Annotated in this window: 19 protein-coding genes; 12 read left to right on the forward strand and 7 right to left on the reverse strand. The window is 68.3% G+C overall.

All coding sequences use genetic code 11. The features are described from left to right. The first annotated feature begins 69 nt into the window (after nt 1-69). Complete coding sequence (locus PO768_RS01715) at nt 70-1,614, forward strand: methyl-accepting chemotaxis protein (protein WP_272644643.1); 1,545 nt, start codon at nt 70-72, stop codon at nt 1,612-1,614. Nucleotides 1,615-1,624: 10 nt separating this feature from the next. On the opposite strand, the gene PO768_RS01720 is transcribed toward PO768_RS01715, so the two are convergent. Next, entirely contained in the window at nt 1,625-2,611 is a 987-nt protein-coding gene (locus tag PO768_RS01720; RefSeq protein ID WP_272644626.1) for an LLM class flavin-dependent oxidoreductase, read from the reverse strand. 116 nt (nt 2,612-2,727) lie between these two features. Here PO768_RS01720 and PO768_RS01725 point away from each other — a divergent pair, with 116 nt between their 5' ends. Further along, nucleotides 2,728-3,822, forward strand: a complete 1,095-nt coding sequence (locus tag PO768_RS01725; protein ID WP_272644627.1) for an ABC transporter substrate-binding protein — start codon at nt 2,728-2,730, stop codon at nt 3,820-3,822. Between the two features lie 10 nt (nt 3,823-3,832). Next, nucleotides 3,833-6,451 carry an ATP-binding protein gene (locus PO768_RS01730; RefSeq protein ID WP_272644628.1) on the forward strand — a complete coding sequence of 873 codons (2,619 nt, stop codon included), beginning with the start codon at nt 3,833-3,835 and terminating at the stop codon, nt 6,449-6,451. On the opposite strand, the gene PO768_RS01735 is transcribed toward PO768_RS01730, so the two are convergent. Beyond that, on the reverse strand, nt 6,443-7,507 hold the full coding sequence (locus PO768_RS01735) for a S1C family serine protease (protein WP_137940638.1): 1,065 nt from the start codon (nt 7,505-7,507) through the stop codon (nt 6,443-6,445). The two genes, PO768_RS01730 and PO768_RS01735, sit on opposite strands and share 9 nt — an antisense overlap. 29 nt (nt 7,508-7,536) lie before the next feature. Between PO768_RS01735 and PO768_RS01740 the strand changes: the two genes are divergently transcribed. The 3 genes from PO768_RS01740 to upp are packed head-to-tail and all read left to right on the forward strand — an operon-like array spanning nt 7,537 to nt 9,658. Further along, nucleotides 7,537-8,253 (forward strand): heparan-alpha-glucosaminide N-acetyltransferase, encoded by a 717-nt coding sequence (locus PO768_RS01740; protein ID WP_272644629.1) that lies wholly within the window; start codon nt 7,537-7,539, stop codon nt 8,251-8,253. Continuing rightward, complete coding sequence (gene rlmB / locus PO768_RS01745; RefSeq protein ID WP_137940636.1) at nt 8,250-8,996, forward strand: 23S rRNA (guanosine(2251)-2'-O)-methyltransferase RlmB; 747 nt, start codon at nt 8,250-8,252, stop codon at nt 8,994-8,996. The genes PO768_RS01740 and rlmB overlap by 4 nt, the downstream gene beginning before the upstream one ends. Nucleotides 8,997-9,025: 29 nt before the next feature. Then, nucleotides 9,026-9,658, forward strand: a complete 633-nt coding sequence (gene upp / locus PO768_RS01750; RefSeq protein ID WP_137940635.1) for a uracil phosphoribosyltransferase — start codon at nt 9,026-9,028, stop codon at nt 9,656-9,658. On the opposite strand, the gene PO768_RS01755 is transcribed toward upp, so the two are convergent. The 3 genes from PO768_RS01755 to PO768_RS01765 are packed head-to-tail and all read right to left on the reverse strand — an operon-like array spanning nt 9,659 to nt 11,789. Then, complete coding sequence (locus PO768_RS01755) at nt 9,659-10,207, reverse strand: chromate transporter (RefSeq protein ID WP_272644630.1); 549 nt, start codon at nt 10,205-10,207, stop codon at nt 9,659-9,661. After that, a complete protein-coding gene (locus PO768_RS01760) occupies nt 10,204-10,785 on the reverse strand; it encodes a chromate transporter (protein WP_272644631.1) in 582 nt (193 codons plus the stop codon). The genes PO768_RS01755 and PO768_RS01760 overlap by 4 nt, the downstream gene beginning before the upstream one ends. Further along, complete coding sequence (locus PO768_RS01765; RefSeq protein ID WP_272644632.1) at nt 10,782-11,789, reverse strand: D-2-hydroxyacid dehydrogenase family protein; 1,008 nt, start codon at nt 11,787-11,789, stop codon at nt 10,782-10,784. Before PO768_RS01765 ends, PO768_RS01760 begins: the two co-directional genes overlap by 4 nt. 107 nt (nt 11,790-11,896) lie before the next feature. Between PO768_RS01765 and PO768_RS01770 the strand changes: the two genes are divergently transcribed. Next, nucleotides 11,897-12,403 (forward strand): DUF1993 domain-containing protein, encoded by a 507-nt coding sequence (locus PO768_RS01770; protein ID WP_272644633.1) that lies wholly within the window; start codon nt 11,897-11,899, stop codon nt 12,401-12,403. Between the two features lie 21 nt (nt 12,404-12,424). Here PO768_RS01770 and PO768_RS01775 read toward each other — a convergent pair whose 3' ends face one another. Continuing rightward, nucleotides 12,425-12,883 carry a hypothetical protein gene (locus PO768_RS01775; RefSeq protein ID WP_272644634.1) on the reverse strand — a complete coding sequence of 153 codons (459 nt, stop codon included), beginning with the start codon at nt 12,881-12,883 and terminating at the stop codon, nt 12,425-12,427. A 270-nt stretch (nt 12,884-13,153) separates the two neighbouring features. Here PO768_RS01775 and PO768_RS01780 point away from each other — a divergent pair, with 270 nt between their 5' ends. The 5 genes from PO768_RS01780 (at nt 13,154) to PO768_RS01800 (ending at nt 20,612) form a co-directional block, all read left to right on the forward strand. Further along, nucleotides 13,154-15,043: an O-linked N-acetylglucosamine transferase, SPINDLY family protein gene (locus tag PO768_RS01780; protein ID WP_272644635.1), complete on the forward strand. Its 1,890-nt coding sequence runs from the start codon at nt 13,154-13,156 to the stop codon at nt 15,041-15,043. Further along, a complete protein-coding gene (locus tag PO768_RS01785) occupies nt 15,040-17,391 on the forward strand; it encodes a type I secretion system permease/ATPase (protein WP_272644636.1) in 2,352 nt (783 codons plus the stop codon). Before PO768_RS01780 ends, PO768_RS01785 begins: the two co-directional genes overlap by 4 nt. A 13-nt stretch (nt 17,392-17,404) precedes the next feature. Continuing rightward, nucleotides 17,405-18,601 carry an HlyD family type I secretion periplasmic adaptor subunit gene (locus tag PO768_RS01790; RefSeq protein ID WP_272644637.1) on the forward strand — a complete coding sequence of 399 codons (1,197 nt, stop codon included), beginning with the start codon at nt 17,405-17,407 and terminating at the stop codon, nt 18,599-18,601. Nucleotides 18,602-18,673: 72 nt separating this feature from the next. After that, complete coding sequence (locus PO768_RS01795) at nt 18,674-20,119, forward strand: TolC family protein (RefSeq protein ID WP_272644638.1); 1,446 nt, start codon at nt 18,674-18,676, stop codon at nt 20,117-20,119. A 247-nt stretch (nt 20,120-20,366) separates the two neighbouring features. Then, nucleotides 20,367-20,612 carry a DegT/DnrJ/EryC1/StrS family aminotransferase gene (locus PO768_RS01800; protein WP_272644639.1) on the forward strand — a complete coding sequence of 82 codons (246 nt, stop codon included), beginning with the start codon at nt 20,367-20,369 and terminating at the stop codon, nt 20,610-20,612. 208 nt (nt 20,613-20,820) lie between these two features. Here PO768_RS01800 and PO768_RS01805 read toward each other — a convergent pair. Beyond that, nucleotides 20,821-23,528: heme utilization protein (locus PO768_RS01805; protein WP_272644640.1), on the reverse strand; the 2,708-nt coding region annotated here is incomplete at its 5' end.

Below are 23,528 nucleotides of genomic sequence, written 5' to 3' on the forward strand. Positions count from 1 at the left end.
GGAGCTCAAGACCTGACCCCGGCGGCTATGGTGCCCCGGGGTGGTCATCAAGAGGAGTGGTGAGTGAGGATGTTTGCCAATTTGTCGATCGGCCGCCGTCTGGCCGTGGCCTTTGCTGCGGTGATCGGCGTGTTCCTGCTGGTAGTCTGGACCGCGCTGGGCAGCGGCGCCAAGCTGGCCGAGGCCGAGAAGCTCAATATCCACACCTACGAGGTGCTGGACCGGGGCGAGAAGCTGCTGCAGTCCATGGTCAGCATGCAGGCCGGCGGCCGCGGCTATCTGCTGGCCGGCGAGGATCGCTATCTGGAGCCTTGGAAAATCGGCCAGGCGTCTTTTGACAAGGCTTGGTCGGAGGCCAAGCAGCTGACCGCAGACAACCCCGAGCAGCAAAGGCGCCTGGACCTGATGAAGCAGCGCCAGCAGGAGCTCAAGGCCGCCATTGAGGCGCTGTTCCCGGTGCGCCAGGAGGTGCGTGCCGGCAGCAAGATCATCGACGATCTGGTCTCCGCCTTCATGCTGGGCGGCGACAAGGCCGCGATGGATGGCTTTCGTGCCGTGCATGCCGAGTTCGACAAGCTCGAGCGCGAGCTGCAGGCGCAGCGCAGCGCCGAGGCCGAGGCCAGCCGCAGCCTGAATCGCTGGCTGATCCTGGGCGGCAGCGCGGTGGCCCTGGCGATCGGCGTGCTGCTGAGCACCGGCATCACCCGCAGCATCGTCGCGCCGATCCGGCAGGCCGTGCGCCTGGCCGAGACCGTGGCCGCCGGTGACCTGAGCTCGCGCATCGAGGTGAACAGCCAGGACGAGACCGGCCAGTTGCTGCAGGCCCTGAAGGCGATGAACGAGAGCCTGGTCAAGGTCGTGTCCACCGTGCGCCAGAGCAGCGATTCGATCGCCACCGGCTCCAGCCAGATCGCCACCGGCAATGCCGACCTGAGCCAGCGCACCGAGGAGCAGGCCAGCAATCTGCAGCAGACGGCCGCGTCGATGGAACAGCTGGCCGGCACCGTGCGCTCCAGCGCCGACACCGCCCAGCAGGCCAACACCCTGGCCGGCTCGGCCCGCGCGGCGGCCGCGCAGGGCGGCGAGGTGGTGGCCCGGGTGGTCGGCACGATGGACGAGATCAGCGCCTCCAGCCGGCGCATCAGCGACATCATCAGCGTGATCGACGGCATCGCCTTCCAGACCAATATCCTGGCGCTGAATGCCGCCGTCGAGGCGGCACGCGCCGGCGAGCAGGGGCGGGGCTTTGCGGTCGTCGCCTCCGAGGTGCGCAGCCTGGCGCAGCGCAGCGCCAATGCGGCCAAGGAGATCAAGAGCCTGATCAATGACAGCGTCGAGAAGGTCGAGACCGGCACGCGCCTGGTCGGCGATGCCGGCCAGGCGATGGAGGGCATCGTGGCCCAGGTCAAGCGGGTGGCCGATCTGATCGGCGAGATCAGCACCGCCACCGTCGAGCAGACCTCGGGCATAGGCCAGGTCAGCGATGCTGTGGGCCAGCTCGATCAGGTCACGCAGCAGAACGCCGCGCTGGTGGAGCAGAGCGCCGCCGCCGCCGAGAGCCTGAAGCACCAGGCCGGCCGCCTGGTCGAGGCGGTGCAGATATTCAAGCTCTGAGGAAGAACGTCTAGCGGCTCAGCTGGGCCAGCAGCTCGTAGGAGCGCCGGCGCGCCGCCTGGTCGTGCACCGCGCAGGCGACGATGAACTCGTCGGCACCGGTGCGCTCCTGCGTCGCGCGCAGACCGGCGCGCACCGTGACCGGCGAGCCGACGATGGACTCGGCCAGCATGCGCGCCACGCTGGCCTTTTCGGCCGCGTTCCAGCGCGACTCCATATCGTCAACCGGTCGGGGCAGCAGCCCGCGCTGGCCGCGCTGCATGCCCAGAAAGCGCTGCTGCAGAGAGGTGAAGAGAAAGGCCGCCTCGGCATCGCTGTCGGCCACGACCACATTGAGCCCCACCATCGCATAGGGCTTGGGATGTTTGGCGCTGGGCCGGTAGTGGCTGCGGTAGAGGTCCAGGGCCTGCATCAGCAGGTCCGGCGCGAAATGCGAGGCAAACGCGAAGGGCAGGCCCAGATAGGCGGCCAGCTGGGCGCTGTAGAGGCTGGACCCCAGCAGCCAGATCGGCACCTCGGTGCCCTGGCCGGGGATCGCGCGCACGACCTGACCCTCCTTGGCCGGGCCCAGATAGGCCTGCAGCTCCAGAACGTCCTCGGGGAAACGGTCCTCGGCGGCCGTGCTCAGATGGCGGCGCAGCGCCCGCATGGTTGGCCCGTCGGTGCCGGGCGCGCGGCCCAGGCCCAGATCGATGCGGTCGGGAAACAAGGTGGCCAGCGTGCCGAACTGCTCGGCAATCGTCAGCGGCGCATGGTTGGGCAGCATGATGCCGCCGGAGCCTATGCGCAGGGTCTGCGTGGCCTGGGCCAGCTGGCCGATCAGCACAGCAGTGGCCGAGCTGGCGATGCCCTCCATATTGTGGTGTTCGGCCACCCAGAAGCGGGTATAGCCCAGCGCTTCGCCATGCCGGGCCAGCGCGATGCTGTCGTGCAGGGCCTGGGCGGCGGTGCCGCCTTCGACGATGGGGGCGAGATCGAGGATGGACAGAGGACTCATGCACCCAGTCTAGGAGTCTCGCGCCAACCTTGCCGGCGCAAGGCCTTGCCGTGGCGCGGCGGCCGCAAGGGCTTTGCCCGCTTGTGGGGCGCGCGGTGAAAGCTTATCGTGGTTCGATGAAGCGTATCGCAGCCCTGGGATTGTTGCTGTGCCTGCTCTGGGCCTGCGGGCCGCGGGCGCCGATCAAGGTGGGTTTTGTCTCCGGCCTGTCGGGCTCGGCCGCCGATCTGGCGGTGGAGGGGCGCAACGGCGCACTGCTGGCCGTCGAAACGCTGAACGCCGCCGGAGCGCAGCGCTTCGAGCTGCTGGTCGAGGACGACCAGCAATCGCCGCAGCGGCTCGGCGAGGCGCTGCAGTCGCTGGCGGCGCGTGGCGCGCAGTGGGTGGTCGGGCCGATGACCAGCGCGATGGCGGTGGCGGCCATGCCCGAGCTGGAGCGGCTGAAGCTGGTCGCCATCAGCCCGACGGCCACCTCGCACGAGCTGTCCGGCCGCAAGGACCATTTCTTTCGCATCGCCACCGATGCGCCGCAGAGCGCGCGCCAGCTCAGCCAGGTGCTTTACCAGCGCGGCCTGCGGCGGGTGGCGGTGCTGATGGACATGCGCAACCGTGCCTACACCGAGAGCTTCGGGCTGGCCCTGGTGGCGCAGCTGCGCGAGCTGGGTGCGCCGGCGCCGGCCGAGCTGCGCTATGAGTCGGGGCCGGGGTTGGACTATGCGGCGCTGGCCGAGCGCCTGCTGGCCACACAGCCCGAGGCCGTGGTGCTGGTCAATAGCGCGCCCGAGGCGGCGCTGACGGCCCAGGCCCTGCGCCGTATCCGGCCCGCGCTGCAGCTGGCCGTTTCGCCCTGGGGGGCCAACAAGTCCCTGCTGGAGTATGGCGGCCGCGCCATCGAGGGCGCGCTGGTCTTGCAGGCGCTCGATCTGGACGATGAGTCGCCGGCCTTTGTCGACTTCAAGAAACGTTATCAGGCCCGTTTCGGCGACCCGCCGGGCACGGCCGCCGTGCAGAGCTATGACTCGCTGATGCTGGGCGCGCAGGCCTGGCGTGCGCGCGCCGGCGCTCAAAGCCTGCGCGAGGTGCTCGGCGAGGCGGGCCGGCGCTGGACGCTGTTGCAGGGACCGCTGCAGCTGGACGCCCATGGCGATACCGACCGGCGCCTGCATCTGAGCGAGGCGCGGGCCGGCCGGCTGCAAGGTCTGCGCCCCTGAGATCGCGGCGATGACGAAGAAGAAACCCAGCCTACGCCGCCTGCTGGCGCGGCAATTCATCGTCGCGGCCCTGCTGCCGCTGGTGGCGTTCGCCGTGCTGTGGGGGGCCCTGACCCTGCCCGAGGCGGTGCGGGCGATGGCGCAGGAGAACGAGCATCTGGCCATGCAGACCCGCAGCCGCATCGCCAGCCAGCTGGCCGCGCCGCAGCGCGGCATGCTGCTGCTGGCCGCGCTGCTGCGCGCCGATACGGCCCGGTCCTGCGACAAGGCCATGCTGGGCCCGGCATTGGATCTGACCCAGGAGTTCGAGGCGGTCTACTGCGTCGATTACCAGGGCCTGATCGAGGAGGCCCAGGTGCGGCCCAGCGCCGGCGTGCAGGCCAGCGATCTGGTCGGCATGGATGTGTCGCAGCGGCCGTTCTTCGAGCGTGCGCACACCGCCGATCATGCGGTCTGGTCCGACACCTTTTTGTCGCCGCTGACCGGCCGTGTCACGGCCGTGCTGGCGGCTCGTGCCGGCACGCGCCTGCTGGTTGGCGAGCTGGCGCTGGGCGGCCTCTCCAAGGACCTGGCCCTGCTGGCGCGCGCCGACGACGCCATCGTCATCGTGCTGGACGGCCGCGGCCGCGTCATCGTCCACCCGCAGCAGCAGCTGGCCGACTGGCAGGAGAGCCTGGTGAATCTGCCGCTGGTGCGCGCGGCGCTGGACGGCCGGCCCGGCAGCGGCGAACTCGAGCTGGCCGGCCAGCGTTGGCTGGCCGCGATCGCGCCGGCCGCCGACTCGGGCTGGCAGGTGCTGGTGGCCCATCCGCAGGCGCGGCTGTACCGGCCGGTCTTGCGCCTGCTCGGTCTGGCCGCCGTGGTGCTGAGCTTGTCGCTGGCCTTGGCGGTCTGGGCCGCCTTGCGGCTGGCGGACCGCGAGGCGGCGCGCTATCGCCGCATCGTCGCGCTGGCCGACGCGGTGGTGGCCGGGCAGGGCGGTGAGGCCTCGGGCGATCTGGGCAGCGAGGAGGTCTATGCCTTGTGGGAGCGCTTGCGCGCGCTGATGGACCGGCTGCAGGAGCAGGAGCAGCGCGCCAAGCGGGCTCAGCTGGATCTGCAGGCGGTGCTGGACGCGGCCACCGAGGTGGCGGTGATGTCGGTGGACGAGCGGGGCGTGTTCCGGCTCTTCAATCGTGGTGCCGAGAAGATGCTGGGCTATCAGGCGGCGCAGATGGTGGGGCTGCGCAGCGCGCTATGCCTGCATGAGGGCGACGAGGTGATGGCCCGCGCGGCCGAGCTCGGTACACCGGCCGACAGCCCGGCGCAGGCCTTCGAGGCCTTGCTGGCGGCGGCCCGGGCCGGCCGCTTCGAGTTCGGCGACTGGAGTTACCGTCGTGCCGACGGCTCGGTGCTGCGGGTTTCGCTGTCGGTCACGGCCCTGCATGACGGCGCCGGCCGGGCCAGCGGCTTTCTGGCGGTCGCGATCGACCAGACCGAGCGTCTGCGCGCTGCCGAGCTGGAGCTGGCGCGACGCGGCGCCGAGGCGGCCAGCCAGGCCAAGAGCGAGTTTTTGTCGCGCGTCAGCCATGAGCTGCGCACCCCGATGAATGCCATCCTCGGCTATGCACAGCTGCTGGCGCTGGAGGCGCTGACGCCGGCCCAGCAGGAACGGCTGCGCCGCATCGAGACGGCCGGCTGGCATCTGGTGCATCTGATCGACGATGTGCTGGACCTCTCGCGCATCGAGAGCGGCGGTCTGCAGCTGAGCCTGGAGACGGTGGATCTGGGCGAGGCCGCCGAGGCGGCGCTGCGCCTGGTGGCCCCGCAGGCCGAGGCCGCCGGCGTCAGCCTGCATGCGAACCTGGTCGGCGCGGCCCACGTGCGCGCCGACAAGACGCGGCTGCAGCAGGTGCTGCTGAATCTGCTCAGCAATGCGATCAAGTACGGCCACGCCGGCGGCTCGGTCTGGCTGAGCCTGGAGCCGGGCGAGCCCGGCTGGCTGGGCCTGGCGGTGCGCGACGATGGCCGCGGCATGGACGAGGCTCAGCTGGCCCGCCTGTTCCGGCCTTTCGATCGACTCGGGCTGGAGGGCACGGCGGTGCCCGGCACCGGCATCGGCCTGGTGATCACGCAGCGGCTGCTGCAGCTGATGCAGGGCAGACTGACGGTCAGCAGCCGGGCCGGGCAGGGCACGGTGTTCACGCTCTGGCTGCCGCTGGCCGAGACGGCCGAGCTCGGGCCGCTGCCGCTGCTCAGCGCTGCAGTGCCGTCCGGGCAGAGCGCCGATCTGCTCTATGTGGAGGACAACGCGGTCAACGCCGGCCTGATGCGCGAGTTGCTGGCGCTGCGGCCGGGGCTGAGGCTGCGGCTGGCCGCCGATCTGGCCGAGGCGCGGCGCGAGCTGGCCGAGCGCCGGCCGACCCTGCTGCTGCTGGACATGCATCTGCCCGACGGCTCGGCGTTGGAGCTGCTGGACTGGCTGCGCCAGCGCGGCGAACTGGCCGGTCTGCCGGTGCTGGTGATCTCGGCCGATGCGACGCCGGCGCGCCGCGAGGCCGCGCTGGCCGCCGGCGCCTCCGGCTATCTGACCAAGCCGCTGGAGGTCGCCCAGGTCCTGCGGTCTATCGATGCGGCCCTGTCAGTCTGAGCTGCCCAGCACGACGCTGAGCACCCGGGTCTTGCCGCCGCGCCAGACCGTCAGCCGCACCGTGTCGCCGCTCTGGCGGCGCTCCAGCTCGCTGAGCATGTCGTCGAGATCGGCCACCGCGACCTCGCCGACCGCGGTGATCACATCGCCCTGGACCAGGCTGCCGTCGCGCGCCCGGGCAAAGGCCTGCAGCCCGGCCTTGGCCGCCGGGCTGCCCGGCGCGACGCGCAGCAGCGCCACGCCCTTGGGCAGCTTCAGCGCGCGGTGCAGGTTCTCGGGCGCCGCGCTGACGCCCAGGGCCGGGCGGATGAAGCGGCCGTCCTTGATCAGGCGCGGCACGACGCGGTTGACCTCGTCGACCGGAATCGCGAAGCCGATGCCGGCGCTGGCGCCGCTGGGGCTGTAGATCGAGGTGTTGACACCGATCAGGCGGCCGGCCGAGTCCAGCAGCGGGCCGCCGGAGTTGCCGGGGTTGATGGCCGCGTCGGTCTGGATCGCGCCGCGGATGCTGCGCCGTGTCACCGATTCGATCTCGCGGTTCAGCGCCGAGACGATGCCGGTGGTCAGCGTCTGGTCCAGGCCGAAGGGATTGCCGATCGCATAGACCTGCTGGCCCACCAGCAGGTCGCGGCTGGCGCCCATCGGGATCGGCGGCAGCTTGTCGCGCGGCGCCTTGATGCGCAGCACGGCCAGGTCGCGGTCCTCGAAGGCGCCGACCAGCTCGGCGTCGTAGCTGCTCTGGTCATTGAGCGTGATGCGGGCCGCATTGGCGCCCTGGATCACATGGAAGTTGGTGACGATATGGCCTTGCTCGTCCCAGATGAAGCCGCTGCCGGTGCCGCGCGGCACCTCGGAGACATTCATCGAGAACATATCGCGGCTCAGGCCCAGCGTGGTGATGTGGACCACCGAGGGCGCGACCTTCTTGAAGACATTGATGTGGTTGAGCTCGGCTGCCTGCAGCGGGCCGCGCGGCTGGACCTCGCGAGGCTGCTGGGCCTGGGCGGCGCCGAGGCTCAGCGCGGCGAGCAGGGTGGTCAGAAGAAGACGGTGCATGGCTGGCTTGTCGTTAGACTGCGGCGCTGATGATAAGACCTGACCCCGCCCTCCGCTATGAACGCCTGGACGCGCTGCGCGGCGCCGCCGTCGTCTGGATGGCGATCTTTCACTTCTGTTTCGATCTCGATCATTTCGGGCTGATCGCGGCCGATTTCAAGCATGACCCGTTCTGGACCTGGCAGCGCACGGCCATTGTCAGCCTGTTCCTGTTCTGCGCCGGGCTGGGCCAGTCGGTGGCGCTGGCCCAGGGCCAGCGCTGGCCGCGTTTCTGGCGCCGCTGGGCCCAGGTGGCGGGCTGCGCGCTGCTGGTTTCGGCCGGCTCCTGGCTGATGTTCCCGCGCAGCTTCATCAGCTTCGGCGTGCTGCACGCCATGGCGTTGATGTTATTAATCCTGCGGCTGCTGGCGCCGCGTCTGCCGCCGGCCGCGCTCTTCGGCCTGGGCCTGCTGGCGCTGGCCGCGCCGCTGCTCTGGCAGCACCCGGTGTTCGACAGCCGCTGGACGAACTGGGTCGGTCTGGTCACCGCCAAGCCCTTCACCGAGGACTATGTGCCGCTGCTGCCCTGGATCGGCGTGATGCTGTGGGGCTGCGCGCTAGGGCGCTGGCGGCCGGCCCTGTTGCAGGGCGCGCTGCCGGCCGTGCTGGCACCGCTGGCGGCCTTGGGGCGCTGGTCGCTGAGTTTCTACATGCTGCACCAGCCGCTGCTGATCGGCCTGCTGATGGCAGTTACCATGGCGGCATGAGCACCAGCAACAAGATTCTGTTCGGCTTTCATGCCGTAACCGTGCGCCTGAAGACGCATCCCAAGTCAATCAGCGAAGTCCATGTCGACGCGACGCGGCGCGATCAGCGCATGCGCCAGTTCGTCGAGCGCGCCAAGGAGGCGGGCCTGAAGATCGTCGACAGCGACGACGAGCGCCTGTCCAAGCTGGCCGGTTCCAGCCGCCACCAGGGCGTGGTCGCCCGCGTCACCGCGCTGGCGATGCTGCATTCGCTGGACGAGGTGATGGAAGGCTTGGAAGCCGCCGAGGTCGTGCCGCTGCTGCTGGTGCTGGACGGCGTCACCGATCCGCACAACCTGGGCGCCTGCCTGCGCGTGGCCGACGGCGCCGGCGCGCACGCGGTGCTGGCACCCAAGGACCATGCGGTCGGCCTCAACGCGACGGTGGCCAAGGTGGCCAGCGGCGCGGCCGAGACCGTGCCCTATCTGATGGTCACGAATCTGGCCCGCTCGCTCAACGAGCTCAAGGAACGCGATGTCTGGATCATCGGCACCTCGGACCAGGCCGAGAAGTCGATCTACGACATCGACCTGAAGCGACCGGTGGCCCTGGTACTGGGCGCCGAGGGCGACGGCCTGCGCCAGCTGACCGCCAAGACCTGCGACGAGCTGGTGCGTATCCCGATGAAGGGCGCGGTCGAGAGCCTGAATGTCTCGGTGGCGGCTGGTGTCTGCCTGTATGAGGCGCTGCGCCAGCGCGGATAATCGGACCATTCAACGAAAGTAGCAGCGCCATGTCCGTCATCGAAGTCCACCACCCCCTGATCAAACACAAGATCGGCCTGATGCGCGAGGGTGATACCTCGACGAAGAAGTTCCGCGAGCTGACCGGCGAGGTCGCGCGCCTCCTGGCCTATGAGGCGACGGCCGATTTCCCGCTGGAGAAGACGACGATAGAGGGCTGGTGCGGCCCGGTCGAGATCGACCAGATTGCCGGCCGCAAGGTCACCGTGGTGCCGATTCTGCGGGCCGGCCTGGGCATGCTGGACGGCGTGCTGGACATGATCCCGAACGCCAAGATCAGCGTCGTCGGCCTGGCCCGCGACCATGAAACCCTGCAGCCGGTGCATTATTTCGAGAAGTTCGTCGGCCAGCTCGATGAGCGCACCGCGCTGATCGTCGATCCGATGCTGGCCACCGCCGGCTCGATGATCGCGACCATCGACCTGCTCAAGCGTCGCGGTGCCAAGGACATCCGCGCCCTGGTGCTGGTGGCCGCGCCCGAGGGCATTGCCGCGCTGACCAAGGCCCATCCCGATGTGCGCTGCTGGACCGCCGCGATCGACAGCCATCTGAACGAGCAGGGCTACATCATCCCGGGCCTGGGTGATGCCGGCGACAAGATTTTTGGCACCAAGGAAGCCTGATCAGACGATCCCCAGCGCCCCCAGCACCCCGCCGCCCAGCACCAGCCAGACCAGGCTGATGCGGGTCTTGACGGTCAGCAGCACGGTCAGCGCGATGACGGCCAGCGTGGCCACCCGGTGCTCGGGATCGCGCACATAGGGCACGGCCAGCAGCCAGCCGGTGGCGATCAAAAGGCCCAGCGTCAGCGGCGCCATGCCGGCGGTGAAGGCCCGCACGCCCACCGTGTGCCGGTGTTCGCGGGCCCAGCGGGTGGCGGCCAGCACCAGGGTGGTGGAGGGCAGCATGATGCCGGCCATCGTCGCCAGCGCACCCAGCGGGCCGGCCACATTCCAGCCCAGCACCGCGACAAACAGGATGTTGGGCCCCGGCGCGGCCTGGGCCAGCGCAATCGAGCTGGTGAACTGGGTGTCGCTGAGCCAGCCCTGTTGGCCCACCAGGTAGCGATGCATCTCGGGCGCGGTCGTGATCGCCCCGCCGATGGACAGCAGCGACAGCATCAGGAAGTGCAAGAACAAGCCACCGAACTGGGCCAGGCTCAGCTCGCTCATGCCCGTTCATCCCCATCGCCCCGCGACAGCCGCCGCCAGGCCAGGCCCATGCCGATGCCGCCCAGGCCCAGCACCACCCAGATCAGCGGTGTGCGCGCCAGCGCGATGGCGCCAAAGGCGGCCAGCGCCAGCAACAGGGCCCAGGCGCGGCCGACCGGATTGCGCTTGAGCGAAGGCAGCAGCTTCATTCCGGTGGCGATGATCAGGCCGGCCGCCACCGCGCCCATGCCGCGCAGCGCACCGGCCATGGTCTGGTGCTGCAGCAGCGCGTCGGAGATCGAAGCCAGGCCCAGCACGATGACCGAGGGGAACAGCAGCATGCCGGCCAGCGCCGTCAGTGCGCCGCGCAGGCCGAAGAAGCGGTCGCCTATCATCAGCGCGAGATTGACCACATTGGGGCCGGGCAGCACCTGGGCGATGGACAACATCTCGACAAAGTCCTCGCGGCTGAGCCAGCCCAGGCGTTCGACCAGCTCGCGCTGCGCCACCGCCAGCACACCGCCGAAGCCCTGCAGCGCCAAGCGGTTGAAAGCCCAGAACAGCACGCCCAGCGAGGCCGGCTGCGTCGCTGGGCTCACCGCTTGACCTTGAGCGCGTCCGGGTTGACCAGGTTGCTGGGTGTGCCCTTGATGAAGTTCAGCACATTGTCGAAGGCGGCATCGAAATACATTTCGTAGCTGTCCTGTTCGACATAGCCGATATGGGGGGTGCAGACCGCGTTCTCCAGCCGCATCAGGGGATGTCCCTGTAGCGGCGGCTCGCTCTCGAACACATCGACCGCCGCCATGCCGGGCCGGCCGCGGTTCAGTGCCGAGACCAGCGCGCCATCGGCCACCAGCTCGGCGCGCGAGGTGTTGACGAGCAGGGCGGTCGGCTTCATGCGGGCCAGGTCCTCGGGCTTGACCAGACTGCGGGTGGTATCGGACAGACGCAGGTGCAGGCTCAGCACATCGCTGCTCTCGAAGAAGGCCTCGCGGCTCTCGGCCGCCAGATAGCCGTCGGCCACCGCCTTGGCCCGTGAGGCCTCGCTGCCCCAGACCTGCACCTGCATACCGAAGGCGCGGCCGTAGCCGGCCAGCAGCTGGCCGATCTTGCCGTAGCCCCAGATGCCCAGTGTCCTGCCGCGCAGCACCATGCCCAGCGCGAAGTTCGGCGGCATCGAGCCGCTCTTCAGGCCCGACTGCTGCCAGGCGCCGTGCTTGAGATTGCCGATGTACTGCGGCAGACGCCGCATCGAGGCCATGATCAGGGCCCAGGTCAGCTCGGCCGGTGCGATCGGTGAGCCGACGCCTTCGGCCACCGCGATGCCCAGCCGGGTGCAGGCCTCGACATCGATATGGGTGCCGACCCGGCCGGTCTGCGCGATCAGCTTGAGCTTGGGCAGCTTCTCGAGCAGCTGTCGCGGGAAATGGGTGCGTTCGCGGATCAGCACCAGCACCTCGGCGTCGCGCAGGCGGATGGCCAACTGGCCAATGCCCTTGACGGTGTTGGTGAAGACCTTGGCGTTCAGCGGGTCCAGCTTGGCGGCGCAGCGCAGCTTGCGCACCGCGTCCTGGTAGTCGTCGAGGATGATGATATTCATGGTGTGCTGGCCCCCATTTTGCCCCGGCTTGCGGGCATCTCCGGCCGCTCTGCAGCGAATGAGCCAAATCGTTACGATCGCGCCACCCCTGATACATGGAGCCCCTGATGACGATTTCGATGCATTCGGCCAGCGCGTCGGTTTTTACCCGCATGTTTGGCAACGCGCTGAACTGGCTTGAAGCCGCCAAAGCCCATGCCGAGGCCAAGAAGTTCGACACCAGCGTCTATATGACGCTGCGCCTGGCGCCGGATATGTTGCCGCTGCCGCGCCAGATCCAGACCGCCAGCGACGCCGCCATGGGCTGCATCGCGCGGTTGTCAGGCCCGCAAGCGCCCAAAGGGGAAGACACGGAAGCGACGCTGGACGAGCTGATCGAGCGCATCCGCAAGACCATCGCCTATGTGAATTCGGTGCCGGCGGCCCTGGTGGACGGCAGCGAGGAGCGCGCGATCGAGATCCCGACCCGCGCTGGCGAGCCGCACCGCTTCAATGGCGAGGACTATCTGCGCCATTTCGCACTGCCCAATTTCAATTTCCACCTGACCACCACCTACGCGCTGCTGCGCCATGCCGGCGTCAGCCTGGGCAAGATGGATTATCTGGGGCGCTGAACCGCTGAGCCGGCGCCGCCCTCACTGCCGCCGGTTCGGGCCGCTGAAGAAGAAGGCGTCCAGTGGATCGGTGAAATGGCGGTTGATATGGGCCAGCCGCAGCTCGGCCTCGCGCTGGCTCAGCGCGCGGGCCACCTCGGTGTAGAGCCAGCCGCGCAGATGCCAGAAATCATCGAGACTGCGGCCGCGCTTGATGCTGCGCCGCAACTCATCGGCGGCTGGCACATCGCACAGCGAGGCCTCGAAATCGGCGCGCAGCTGCGGCAGCAGCTGGGCGCAGCGGGCCCGCGCCTGCGCCGGGGTGTCGCCCCAGGGCTCGGCCTCGCGCGGCAGCCAGCGCAGCAGGCTTTGCAGCAGCGAGTCGTCGGGGCGCTGGCCGGGCGGATGGACGGCCGCACCACGGACGGTGCTGGGCTCGGATGGCGGCTGGGACGATCTGGACCGGGACTGCTTCCAACGCGGTAAGAGCTTGTTCAGCATGGCTTGATCTTGTTTTCATCAGCGGACGGCGCCTTTCCCCCTCCGGGTGGCACGCTGCAGATTCTGGTCATGCCCGGGCGCTAGGAAACCTCGAAAACCCGGGCTTTGTGGCCCCAGATCCTCGCCGTCGCCCCGTCCGCCGGGGCGGCGCTGGGGCACAGCCGCCGGATTTGGCGGTGAAATGCGCGCTTAATCCTGGGCTGTCGGCCGGGGGCAGCCTCTACGATCAAGGCGAACCCGTTCTGCGCCGTCGAATGACGGCTTCTTGCCATGGACATGTCACAGCCCAGTCTCCAGACGCTCGCCGTTCCCGATGCGCACGCCGCCGCCTGGCAGCAGGCGCTGGCGCAAGCCAGCACGGCAGCGATCGGCCTGCCCGAGCTGATGGGCGAGGCAGGCCGCTGGCAGGCGCTGGGCCTGGCCGATGCCGCTGCGGCGCTGTACCTGGCCTGGATTGCCGCGTCCGACTCCCCGCTGCGCACGGTCGCCTGCTACAACTGCGGCACCTTGCTGGGCAATCTGCGACGCCATGCCGAGGCCGAGCAACTCTACCGACAGGCGCTGGCGCTCAAACCGGATTTCGCCCAGGCGCGCCTGAACCTGGGCCACCAGCTGGAGCACCTGGGCCGCGTGGCCGAGGCGCTCGCCGCCTGGCAGGCCGTGGCCGAGAGCGTCCACGGCCTGGACAGCATCGGCGGCGACCCGCTGGAGCTGCGCCTGCATGCGATGAACAATCTGGCCCGGCTGCTGGAGCTGCAAAAGCGCTTTGCCGAATCGCAGTCCTGGATGCGGCGCAGCCTGGAGCTCAAGCCCGAGCAGAGCGATGTGATGCAGCACTATGTGCACATCCGCCAGAAGCAGTGCGAATGGCCGATCTACCAGCCGGTCGGCGAGGTCACGCACAACCAGCTGCTGTGCAGCACCTCGCTGCTGGCCATGCTCAGCATCAGCGACGACCCGGTGCTGCAACTGATGACCTCGCAGCGCTTTGTGCTCGAGAAGGTCAACAAATACAAGGGCAAGCCCTATCACCAGCTGCACGCCGCCGGCCCGCGGCAGGGCCGGCTGAAGATCGGCTATCTGTCCGGCGATCTGTGCATGCATGCGGTGGGCCTGCTGACCCCCGAGCTGTTCGAGCTGCATGACCGCGAGCGCGTCGAGGTCCATGCCTTCTGCTGGAGCCGCGAGGACGGTTCGGCCCAGCGCCGGCGCATTCTTGGTGCGATGGACCGGGTGCATCGCATCGGCGATCTCGAGGACGAAGCGGCTGCTCGCCTGATCGCCCAGCAAGGTATCGACGTGCTGGTGGATTTGCAGGGCCTGACCAGCGGGGCCCGCCCCAACATCCTGGCCTACCGACCAGCGCCGGTGCAGGTGAGCTATCTGGGCCTGCCGGCCACCTCGGCGCTGCCTGGCGTGGATTGGATCATCGCCGACCGTTTCGTGATGCCGCCGGAGTACCTGAGCTTCTGTACCGAGCGTCCCATCACGCTGGAGCACTGCTATCAGGTCAGCGACCGCCAGCGCGAGGTGGGCCCAACGCCCAGCCGTGCGCAGTACCAGCTGCCCGAGGAGGCCTTCGTCTTCTGCTCCTTCAACAACAATCACAAGTTCAACGAAGAGATGTTCGCGGCCTGGATGCGCATACTGCAGCAGGTCAGCGGCAGCGTGCTGTGGTTGCTGGCCGACAACGAATGGGCCAAGGCGAATATGCTGGCCACCGCGGCCGCCCATGGGGTGGCGGCCGAACGGCTGATCTTCGCGCCGCGGGTGGCGCCGCCCGAGTATCTGGCCCGCTTCGTGCTGGCCGATCTGGTGCTGGACACCTTCCCCTCCACCGCCGGCACGATGGCCAGCGATTGCCTGTGGATGGGCGCGCCCATCCTGACCCGCTCGGGCCGCAGCTATATCTCGCGCAGGTGCGGCAGTCTGCTGACCCATGTGGGATTGCCGGACCTGGTGACCTATTCTTTGCAGGAGTACGAGCAGCGGGCGGTGCAGATCGGCCAGAACCCGGCACGCTCGGCCTCGTACAAGCGCTATCTGAGCGAGCATGGCCGGGCCTCGACGCTGTTCGACATTCCCGGCATGGTGCGCGAGCTGGAGGACAAGTTCGGAGCCCTGGCACTCCCCAAGCGCCAGCCTGAAAGAACGCGGTGACGCAGAAAAAGCACGATCCCTTCTTCGACGGCGCAGGCAAGCCGTCCGGACCGCCGGGGCTGTACCTGGCGGCGGACGGCTCTGCGCCCGCGCCGGTCGAGGAGCCGCGCGACTGGGAGGCCGAGGCCGGGCCGGACATCGGCGATCCCCTGCTGCATGCCCTGGTCTGGCTGACCCGGCACCACGGCCGGGCCCGCTCCGCCGAGTCCTTGCGGGCTGGCATGCCGACCGAGGGCGCCCTGGGGCCTGACCAGGCCTTGCGGGTGATGCGCGAGGCCGGCTACAACGCCGGCCTGTCGCGCAAGAAGATCTCCGATATCCGCCCGCTGCTGTTGCCGGCCGTGCTGCTGCTCAACGGCGGTGACGCCTGCGTGCTGGTGGCCCGCCACGAGGCTGCCGAGGAAGGGCAGGCCACCTATGACGTGGTGTTCCCCGGCGCCGACGCCAACGTCTGCCGTGCTTCACTGGCCGAGCTGGAGAGCGAGTTCACTGGCTTCGTGCTCCTGGTCACCCTGCCCGAGGTATCGCAGGCCGGCTCCGCCCAGGGGCGCGGCGAGCCGCTGCTGCGCGCCGAGGGCAGCCACTGGCTGTGGGGCACGCTGCGGCGCTTCATTCCCTACTATCGTGCGGCCATGGTAGCGGCCTTGCTCAGCAATGTGCTGATGCTGGTGTCCGGCTTGGTGACCATGGTGATCTACGACAAGGTGATCCCGAACCAGAGCTTCGTCACCCTGTGGACCCTGGCTGTCGGCGCTACGCTGGCGCTGCTATTCGATCTCTTCGCCAAGCAGCTGCGCTCCCACTTGATTGATATCGCCGGACGCAAGGCCGATCTGATCATCGGCTCCAAGCTGTTTCGCCAGACCCTCGGCGTGCGCATGGAGCACAAGCCCGAGTCGGCCGGCTCTTACGCCCATACCCTCGCGCAGATCGAGGTGGTGCGCGACTTCTTCGCCTCCGCCAGCATGTCGGTGGTGTCGGATCTGCCCTTCATCATCCTGTTCGTCACGATGGCTTTTGTGATCGGCGGGCCTTTGGGCTGGGTGCTGGTGATCGCGATTCCGCTGATCCTGTGCATGACATGGGCTATTCAGGGCCGCATGCGACGTGCGGTGCGAGCCAATATGACCGAGATGGCTGACTTGCAGGGCACCTTGGTCGAGGCGATCGAGGGACTCGAGGACCTGAAGACCTCGGGTGCCGAGGGGCGCTTCATACGCCGCTATGAAACCAGCAATGCCGTGGCGGCCGAGGCCGGCATGCGCACCCGCAGCATGCACAGCTGGAGCAGCAATCTCTCCTCGTCCCTGCAGCAGGCGATCACCCTGGTCATGCTGGTCTGGGGCGTCTATCTGATCGAGGCCGGCAGCATCAGTGCCGGCGCGCTGATCGGCGCGGTGATGTTCGCCGGCCGCGCGATCGCGCCACTGGGCAGTGTCGTGAGTCTGGCCTCTCGTTACCAGGGCGCGCATGCGGCGCTGATTTCGCTGAACCAGCTGATGGCCAAGCCCACCGAGCGCAGCGCCGATCGCAACTACGTGCCGCTCAATGGCATCAGCGGCAACATGGGTCTGCAGGATGTCGGTTTTGCCTATCCGATGAGTGGCGAGGGCAATGCGCCCAAGGTGCTCAAGGGCGTCAATCTGCGTCTGAAGGCTGGTGAGCGGGTGGCTGTGCTGGGCCGCATCGGCAGCGGCAAGTCCACCGTGCTGCGCCTGCTGGCCGGGCTGTACCAGCCGACCGAGGGCATGGTGGAGGTCGACGGCATTGATCTGCGCCAGATCGACCCGGCCGAGTTCCGCGCCCGGGTCGGTTTCGTCCCCCAGGAGCCGCGGCTCTTTCACGGCACTCTGCGCGACAACGTGCTGATGGGCCGGGCCCATCTGGATGCGGCGCGCCTGGTCGAGGTGGCGCGGCTGACCGGGCTGGACCGCGTGATCGCCGGCCATCCGCTGGGCTGGGACCTGCCGGTCGGCGAGATGGGCGGTCTGTTATCGGGTGGCCAGCGCCAGCTGGTGGCGCTGGCGCGCAGCCTGGTGACCAAACCCCAGGTCTTGCTGATGGACGAACCGACCAGCTCAATGGACGCCCAGTCCGAGGTGGCCTTTCTGCGCCAGCTGCGCGATGCGGCGCCCGAGTGCACCTTGGTGGTGGTGACGCACAGGCCGGCCGTGCTGGAGCTGGTCTCTCGGGTGGTCGTGATGGATGCCGGCAAGTTGGTGCTGGACGGACCACGCGACCAGGTGCTGGCGGCTCTGTCCGGCATACGTCCCGCACCGGCCGGGGAGGGCTCGAACCTGCACATGCATCCGAGTGCCCAGCCGGTTCAGCGTTCGGCTTCGGTATGAGGGGATGGCTGGAATGAGCGCATCTCGCGACGAGGGCATGTTCATGAGCGCGCTGGCCGCGGCCCAGGTGGATGAGCCGCTGCCGCGCGTGACCTGGGTGCTGTACCTGCTGCTGGCGGCGGTGCTGGTGGCCATCGTCTGGTCGGCGCTGGCCGAGGTCGAGCAGATCAGCCGCAACGATGGCCGCATCGTGCCCGACGCGCGCGAGCAGGTGATTGCCAGTGCCGAGGTCGGCATCCTGCGCGAGCTGCTGGTGCGTGAGGGCGACCGGGTAAGCCGGGGACAGGTGCTGGTCCGCCTGGATCCGACTCGGGTCGAGGCGCAGCAGAACGAGGGCCATGTCAAGCGCCTGGCCTTACAGGCAACGATTGCACGGCTGGCGGCCGAGGCCGCCGGGCGGCCGCTGCAGTTCCCCGCCGAGCTGCACGATCACAAGGCTTTGATGGAGGCCGAGACCGAGTCCTTCGAGGCGCGCCAGCGCCTGCTGGAGGAGGCCGTGGCCAGCATCGGACGCAGCGCCGCGCTGCTGGGGCGCGAGATGCGCATCGCGCAGAGCATGGCGGCCAAGGGGCTCATGTCGGATGTGGAGGTGATGCGGCTGTCGCGCCAGGTCAACGAGCTGCAACTGCAGCGCAGCGAGCGAGTAAGCCGGTTTCGCCAAGAGGCCAGCGCCGAGCTGGTTAAGTTGCGCAATGAGCTGGCCCAGCAACAGGAGCAGATGGTGGTCCGGCAGGATGCGCTGACCCGCACGGTGCTGAGCTCCCCGGTCGATGGTCTGGTCAAGAACATCCGCGCCAACACCCTGGGCGGCGTCATCACGACCGGTGCACCCATCATGGAGATCGTGCCACTGACCGAGCGCATCCTCGTCGAGACCCGCATCAAGCCGGCCGAGATCGGCTATCTGCGGGTCGGCCAGAAGGCCACGATCAAGGTTGCGGGCTTCGACTACAACGTGTTTGGCGGCCTGCAAGGCAAGGTCGAGTACATCAGCCCCGATGCGCTGGGCGATGCCGACAAGGGGGGCGACGGCCGCTACTACCGCGCCCTGGTCCGCGCCGAGCGCAGCACCCTGCGCTACAGGGGCGAGGCGGTCGAGGTCATTCCGGGCATGAATGCTTCGGTCGAGATCAAGACCGGCGAGCGTTCGGTACTGAGCTTCCTGCTCAGGCCCATGCTCAAGACCCAGGAAGCGATGCGCGAGCGCTGAGATCGATTTACACCCTGGCAGCGCCTTTGTTCGGCGCATTGCAGCGGCCCCAGGCATGATCCAGTAGGGCCTATGCTGAAAACACTGCTCGCCGTCTCGCGCCAGGGCCTGCGCCGGGTCTTGATCCTGCCGCTTTCGCTGGCGCTGATGGCGCCCGATCCACTGCTGGCCCAGACCAGGAGCCGTGCCAAGAAGGCGGCCCCTGCGCCGGCGGCCGTCGCCGCGGCCGAACCCAGGCAAAGCCGCTGCGGCGAAGAGGATGTGCTGCCAACCACGCTGGGACGCGGGGCGCTGAACTTCGAGACCAGCAGCGCCGACCCGCGCAGCCAGCTGCAGCAGTTGGTCGAGCTCGCCCAGCAGCGCAGCCAGGGCCTGGGCGCGGCCAACTTGCTGGCTCAGGCCGCCCGCTCCGAGTGGGAAGAGGCCAAGGCCGCGCGCATACCCCAGGTCAATCTGGGCGGCACGCTGGCCCAGACGGGCAACAAGACCGAGGGATTTCCCGGCCAGTCGGGCCTTCAGGGCAGTGCCAATCTGAGCGTCAGCGCGCCCTTGTATGACTCTGGCCGCAATGCTCAGCTGGCGAACTGGCGCAGCCAACTGGCCGAAGCGGCCCGTCATGGCCTGATCAGTGCCGAGCAGCAGCTGGCGCTCCAGACAGTTTCGCTGGCCATGGATCGCAGCCGCTACCAGCTGCAGGCCCAGGTCTACGGCCAGTACGTGCGCAAGATGGCCTGCCTGGTCGAGGCTCTCGACACCATCGTCCAGGCCGACCGCGGCCGCGCCAGCGAACTGGTGCAGGCGCAGAAGAACCAGCAGCAGGCAGAACTTGCGGTGGTGCAAACCCTCAGCGTGCTGCGCCAGGTCGAGTCGCGGCTGCGCCGCTTCGTCGGTGAACAGCTGCCGCCCAGTGCCAGCTACTCGGCCTTGCTGACCCAGGTGCCCGAGCTGCCCGAGATGCAGCGCGATGCCGAGCTTGCGCCGGAGCTGGCCCAGATGGAGGCCCAGGCCCGCGCCCAATCCAGCTATGCGGAGTCTGTCGTAGCCAGCTACAAGCCTCAGGTCAACCTGCTGATGGGCGGCACCGCCACGGCCGGCAAGGTTGGCCCCAGTAAGAGTGCCGAGTTCGTGGCCGGCGTCAGCGTCAACATCCCGATCTACAACGCCGGTGCCGAGCACAGCATCAGCGCTGCCCGAAAGCGTGCCGAGGCTGTGCGCCTGCAGCGTGAGGATCAACTGGAGGCGCGCCGTTACCGCATGGTCGACATGCATGAGGCCGCAGTGTCCTCCTTCGACCGGGCGCGTTTGATTGTCGACATCCTGCGCAACAGCGAGAGGGTGCGCGCATCGACCCTGCAGCAGTGGCAGCAGTTGGGCCGGCGTTCCCTATTCGATGTGATGGGCGCTGAAGCCGACTACTACTCGCTGCGGGTAGCCCAGGTCAATGCGCTTGTAGATGGCCAGCAGGCGGTGGCCTTGCTGTGGTCTATGGGCCGTGGTGTGCTGACGCCACTACGCTGAAGCCAAGGCGGCCGTGGCGGTTGAAGCCCGAAAAATTCATGGGCGACTTGCTCGGCAAGCGTCCTTGTTCGTTCCTTCCCACGCGCGGGTCGAGACCGCCCGCGTCGGCGCAGGCAGCCGAATCCGGGACGGCTCCCGCATCAAGTATCACGACGATGAGCTCAAGGCATCAGTTCCGGGCTTGATGGCCTGACCGGCGCTGCCCTGCAACTGTCGCAGGTGCCGCAGGCCCGCCCGGCACCTCTTCGTGATCTGCCACCCGGTGCGGGACACCCCGCAGAAACGCCTGGCCGAACTGGGCTTGGGCCCCTTGATCCACTACCCGGTGCTGCCTCCTACGCAGCCCGTCTATGCCGAGCTGGTCTCAGACCCGGGCGACCCTCCAATTGCCGAGGCCATGCATCAGGAGGTGCTGCTGAGCCTGCCCCTGTGGCCGGTCTTTCGCCATGCACAGGTTGACCGCTTGATTGTGGAGCTCAGGGCCTGCGTCTGATCGATCAGCGCTCTGAGTCCCCCGTCCACGTGAGCGAGCCGGATTGCCCTCCACAGCTCACCGGCTGCCCATCGGCGCGGGGATGGAGGTGGTATTCGTTCACGGCGTTGGTCTGGGGCAGCGCATTCGGCAGCAATGAGGAGGCCCCACCCGGCGAACCGACCGGATGGGGCCTGCGGCCGACAGCGGGAGCGCTGCCGGGCTGCGATCAGATCAGGGGCGGCAGGCGGTTCTCATCGTCATCGGCGAGCGGTTTGGCCAAGGGATTCAAGGCTGCAGAACCCTGTCCGGCCACCGAAAGCCCGGTGGTGGCTGCCGGGCCGTCCAGCAGATTGCCGCTCGGGCCGGTCAGGACATCACCGAGGCTGACACTCGGCGTCCGGTCCTTGGCGAACCAGACGTCAGCCATGGCCATCGTATGCCCATCGGTGGTCTTGTAGTCAGACACCAGGCCGATGAAGTTGCCGTTGTCGATCTCCGCACTCTTCTGCGCTTGCAGATTGAGCTCGCCAACTCCCAGTTCCTCCAGCGACTTGAGCTCGCCGGTATCGGTCTTGCCATCGCTATTGGCATCGACCCAGACCTGCAGCTGTGCCCAGCTGATATCCAGCGCGCTGAGCTTGCCATCGCCATTGCTGTCTTCCTGGCTCATCGCGTGGTAGCCGTCGGCGGCACGGCGGCCGTCGGCGAGCAGGGTGCCGGAGCCGAACAGCTCACGACCGTCATTGATGCTGCCATCGCCGTTACGGTCCATCACCAGCAGACCATCGCCACTGCCGGCCCAGCCCCAGCGCTGCACATGGCCGGTGCCGGTCAGATCGAACTCGACGCCGTCGGCTGCCGCCAACGTCTGGATACCGTTACCGTCCAGGTCCAGCATGATGGGCGTAGACAGGAACAGCGCGCCCAGTTGTTCGCCAGTCATCGCGCCCTTCTGGTCGGAAGTAAAGGCCAGCGACTGGTCCATATTCATTGCTGCCAGGTCCTGGGTCTCGAAGCCGGCGATCTGTTCGGTGCTGAAGGCCTGGATATGGTCGGTGCTCAGCCCTTGCACCGAGGCGGTGGTCAGCTGCGCCAGATCCTGGGTCTCGATGGCTTTGATCTGATCTGTGCTCAAACCGGCGATCTGGTTCGAGCTCAGTGCCGCGAACTGATGTGTCTGCATGGCCTCGATGTTGTCGGTGCTCAGCGCACTGATCTGCTCGGTACTCAGCACCCGCAGCTGGGCCGAGTTCAAGGCCCTCAGATCGTCGCTCTCCAGCGCACCGATCTGCTCCGTCTCCAAGCCACGGATCTGCGCCGTTGTCAGCGCCCCGACCTGCTCGGAGCGCAGTGCCTGGATGTTGTCGGTGGACAGCGCACCGATCTGCTCCGTCTCCAAGCCACGGATCTGCGCCGTTGTCAGCGCCCCGACCTGCTCGGAGCGCAGTGCCTGGATGTTGTCGGTGGACAGCGCACCGATCTGGTCCGAGTTCAGCGCGCGGATTTGTGCGCTATTCAGTGCCCGCAGGTCATCACTTTCCAGGCTTGCAATCTGAGTTGTGCTCAAGGCGGCGATATGGCCGGTGTTGAGTGCCTTGAACTGGTCGGTGCCCAGAGCATTGAGGTCATCGCTGCTGAGGTCGCGCAGCTGCTGGGTGCTCAGTGCCGCCACCTGCTGGGTGCGCAGCGCGCCGATCTGGTCGGAGTTCAAGGCACCAAGCTGGTCGCTGTTGAGTGCGCGCAGGGTCGCGGTGCCCAAGGCGCGCAGGTCGTCGGTTTCCAGCGCGGCGGCCTGATCGGTGCTCAGGCCGCGGATCTGGCCTGTGCTCAACACACTGAGCTGATCCGTGCGCAGCGCCTGAATGTTGTCGGTGGACAGCGCGCCGATCTGGTCGGAGTTCAGCGCCCGCAGCTGGCCGCTGGTGAGGGCGCGCAGGTCGTCGCTCTCCAGAGTGGACACCTGGCTGGTGCCCAGCGCGGCGATCTGTGCACTGGTCAGTGCCTTGAACTGATCGGTACCGAGGGCGTTGAGGTCGGCACTGTCGAGCTCCCGGACCTGAGTGGTCGACAGGGCCGCCACCTGCTGGGTGCGCAGCGCGCCGATCTGGTCGGAGTTCAATGCGGCCAGTTGGTCGCTGTTGAGGGCGCGCAAGGTCGCGGTGCCCAGGGCGCGCAGGTCATCGGTCTCCAGGGCACCGATCTGGTCGGTGGAGAGGCCACGGACCTGCTGGGTGGACAGGGCACCGGCCTGCTCGGAGCGCAGTGCCTGGATGTTGTCGGTGGACAGCGCACCGAGCTGGTCGGAGTTCAGCGCCCGCAGCTGGGCAGAGCCCAAGGCACGCAGGTCATCGCTCTCCAGTGTGGACACCTGGCTGGTGCCCAGCGCGGCGATGTGACCGCTGTTGAGGGCCTTGAACTGGTCGGTGCCCAGGGCGTTGAGATCGGCGCTGCCGAGGTCGCGGATCTGGGTGGTGCTCAGCGCGGCGACTTGCTGCGTGCGCAGGGCTCCGATCTGGTCGGAGTTCAGCGCACCGAGCTGGTCGGAGTCGAGCGCACGGATCTGGGCGGTGCCCAGGGCGCGCAGGTCGTCGGTCTCCAGCGCGGCCATCTGGTCGGTGCTCAGGCCACGCACTTGCAGCGTGCTCAGGGCGCCGACCTGCTCGGAGCGCAGTGCCTGGATGTTGTCGGTGGACAGCGCGCCGATCTGGTCGGTTGACAGGGCACGCAGCTGGCCGCTGGTGAGGGCGCGCAGGTCGTCGCTCTCCAGAGTGGACACCTGGCTGGTGCCCAGCGCGGCGATCTGTGCACTGGTCAGTGCCTTGAACTGATCGGTACCGAGGGCGTTGAGGTCGGCACTGTCGAGCTCCCGGACCTGAGTGGTCGACAGGGCCGCCACCTGCTGGGTGCGCAGCGCGCCGATCTGGTCGGAGTTCA

This window comes from Paucibacter sp. XJ19-41 (genome assembly GCF_028462495.1).
Classification (GTDB): Bacteria; Pseudomonadota; Gammaproteobacteria; order Burkholderiales; family Burkholderiaceae_C; genus Roseateles_E.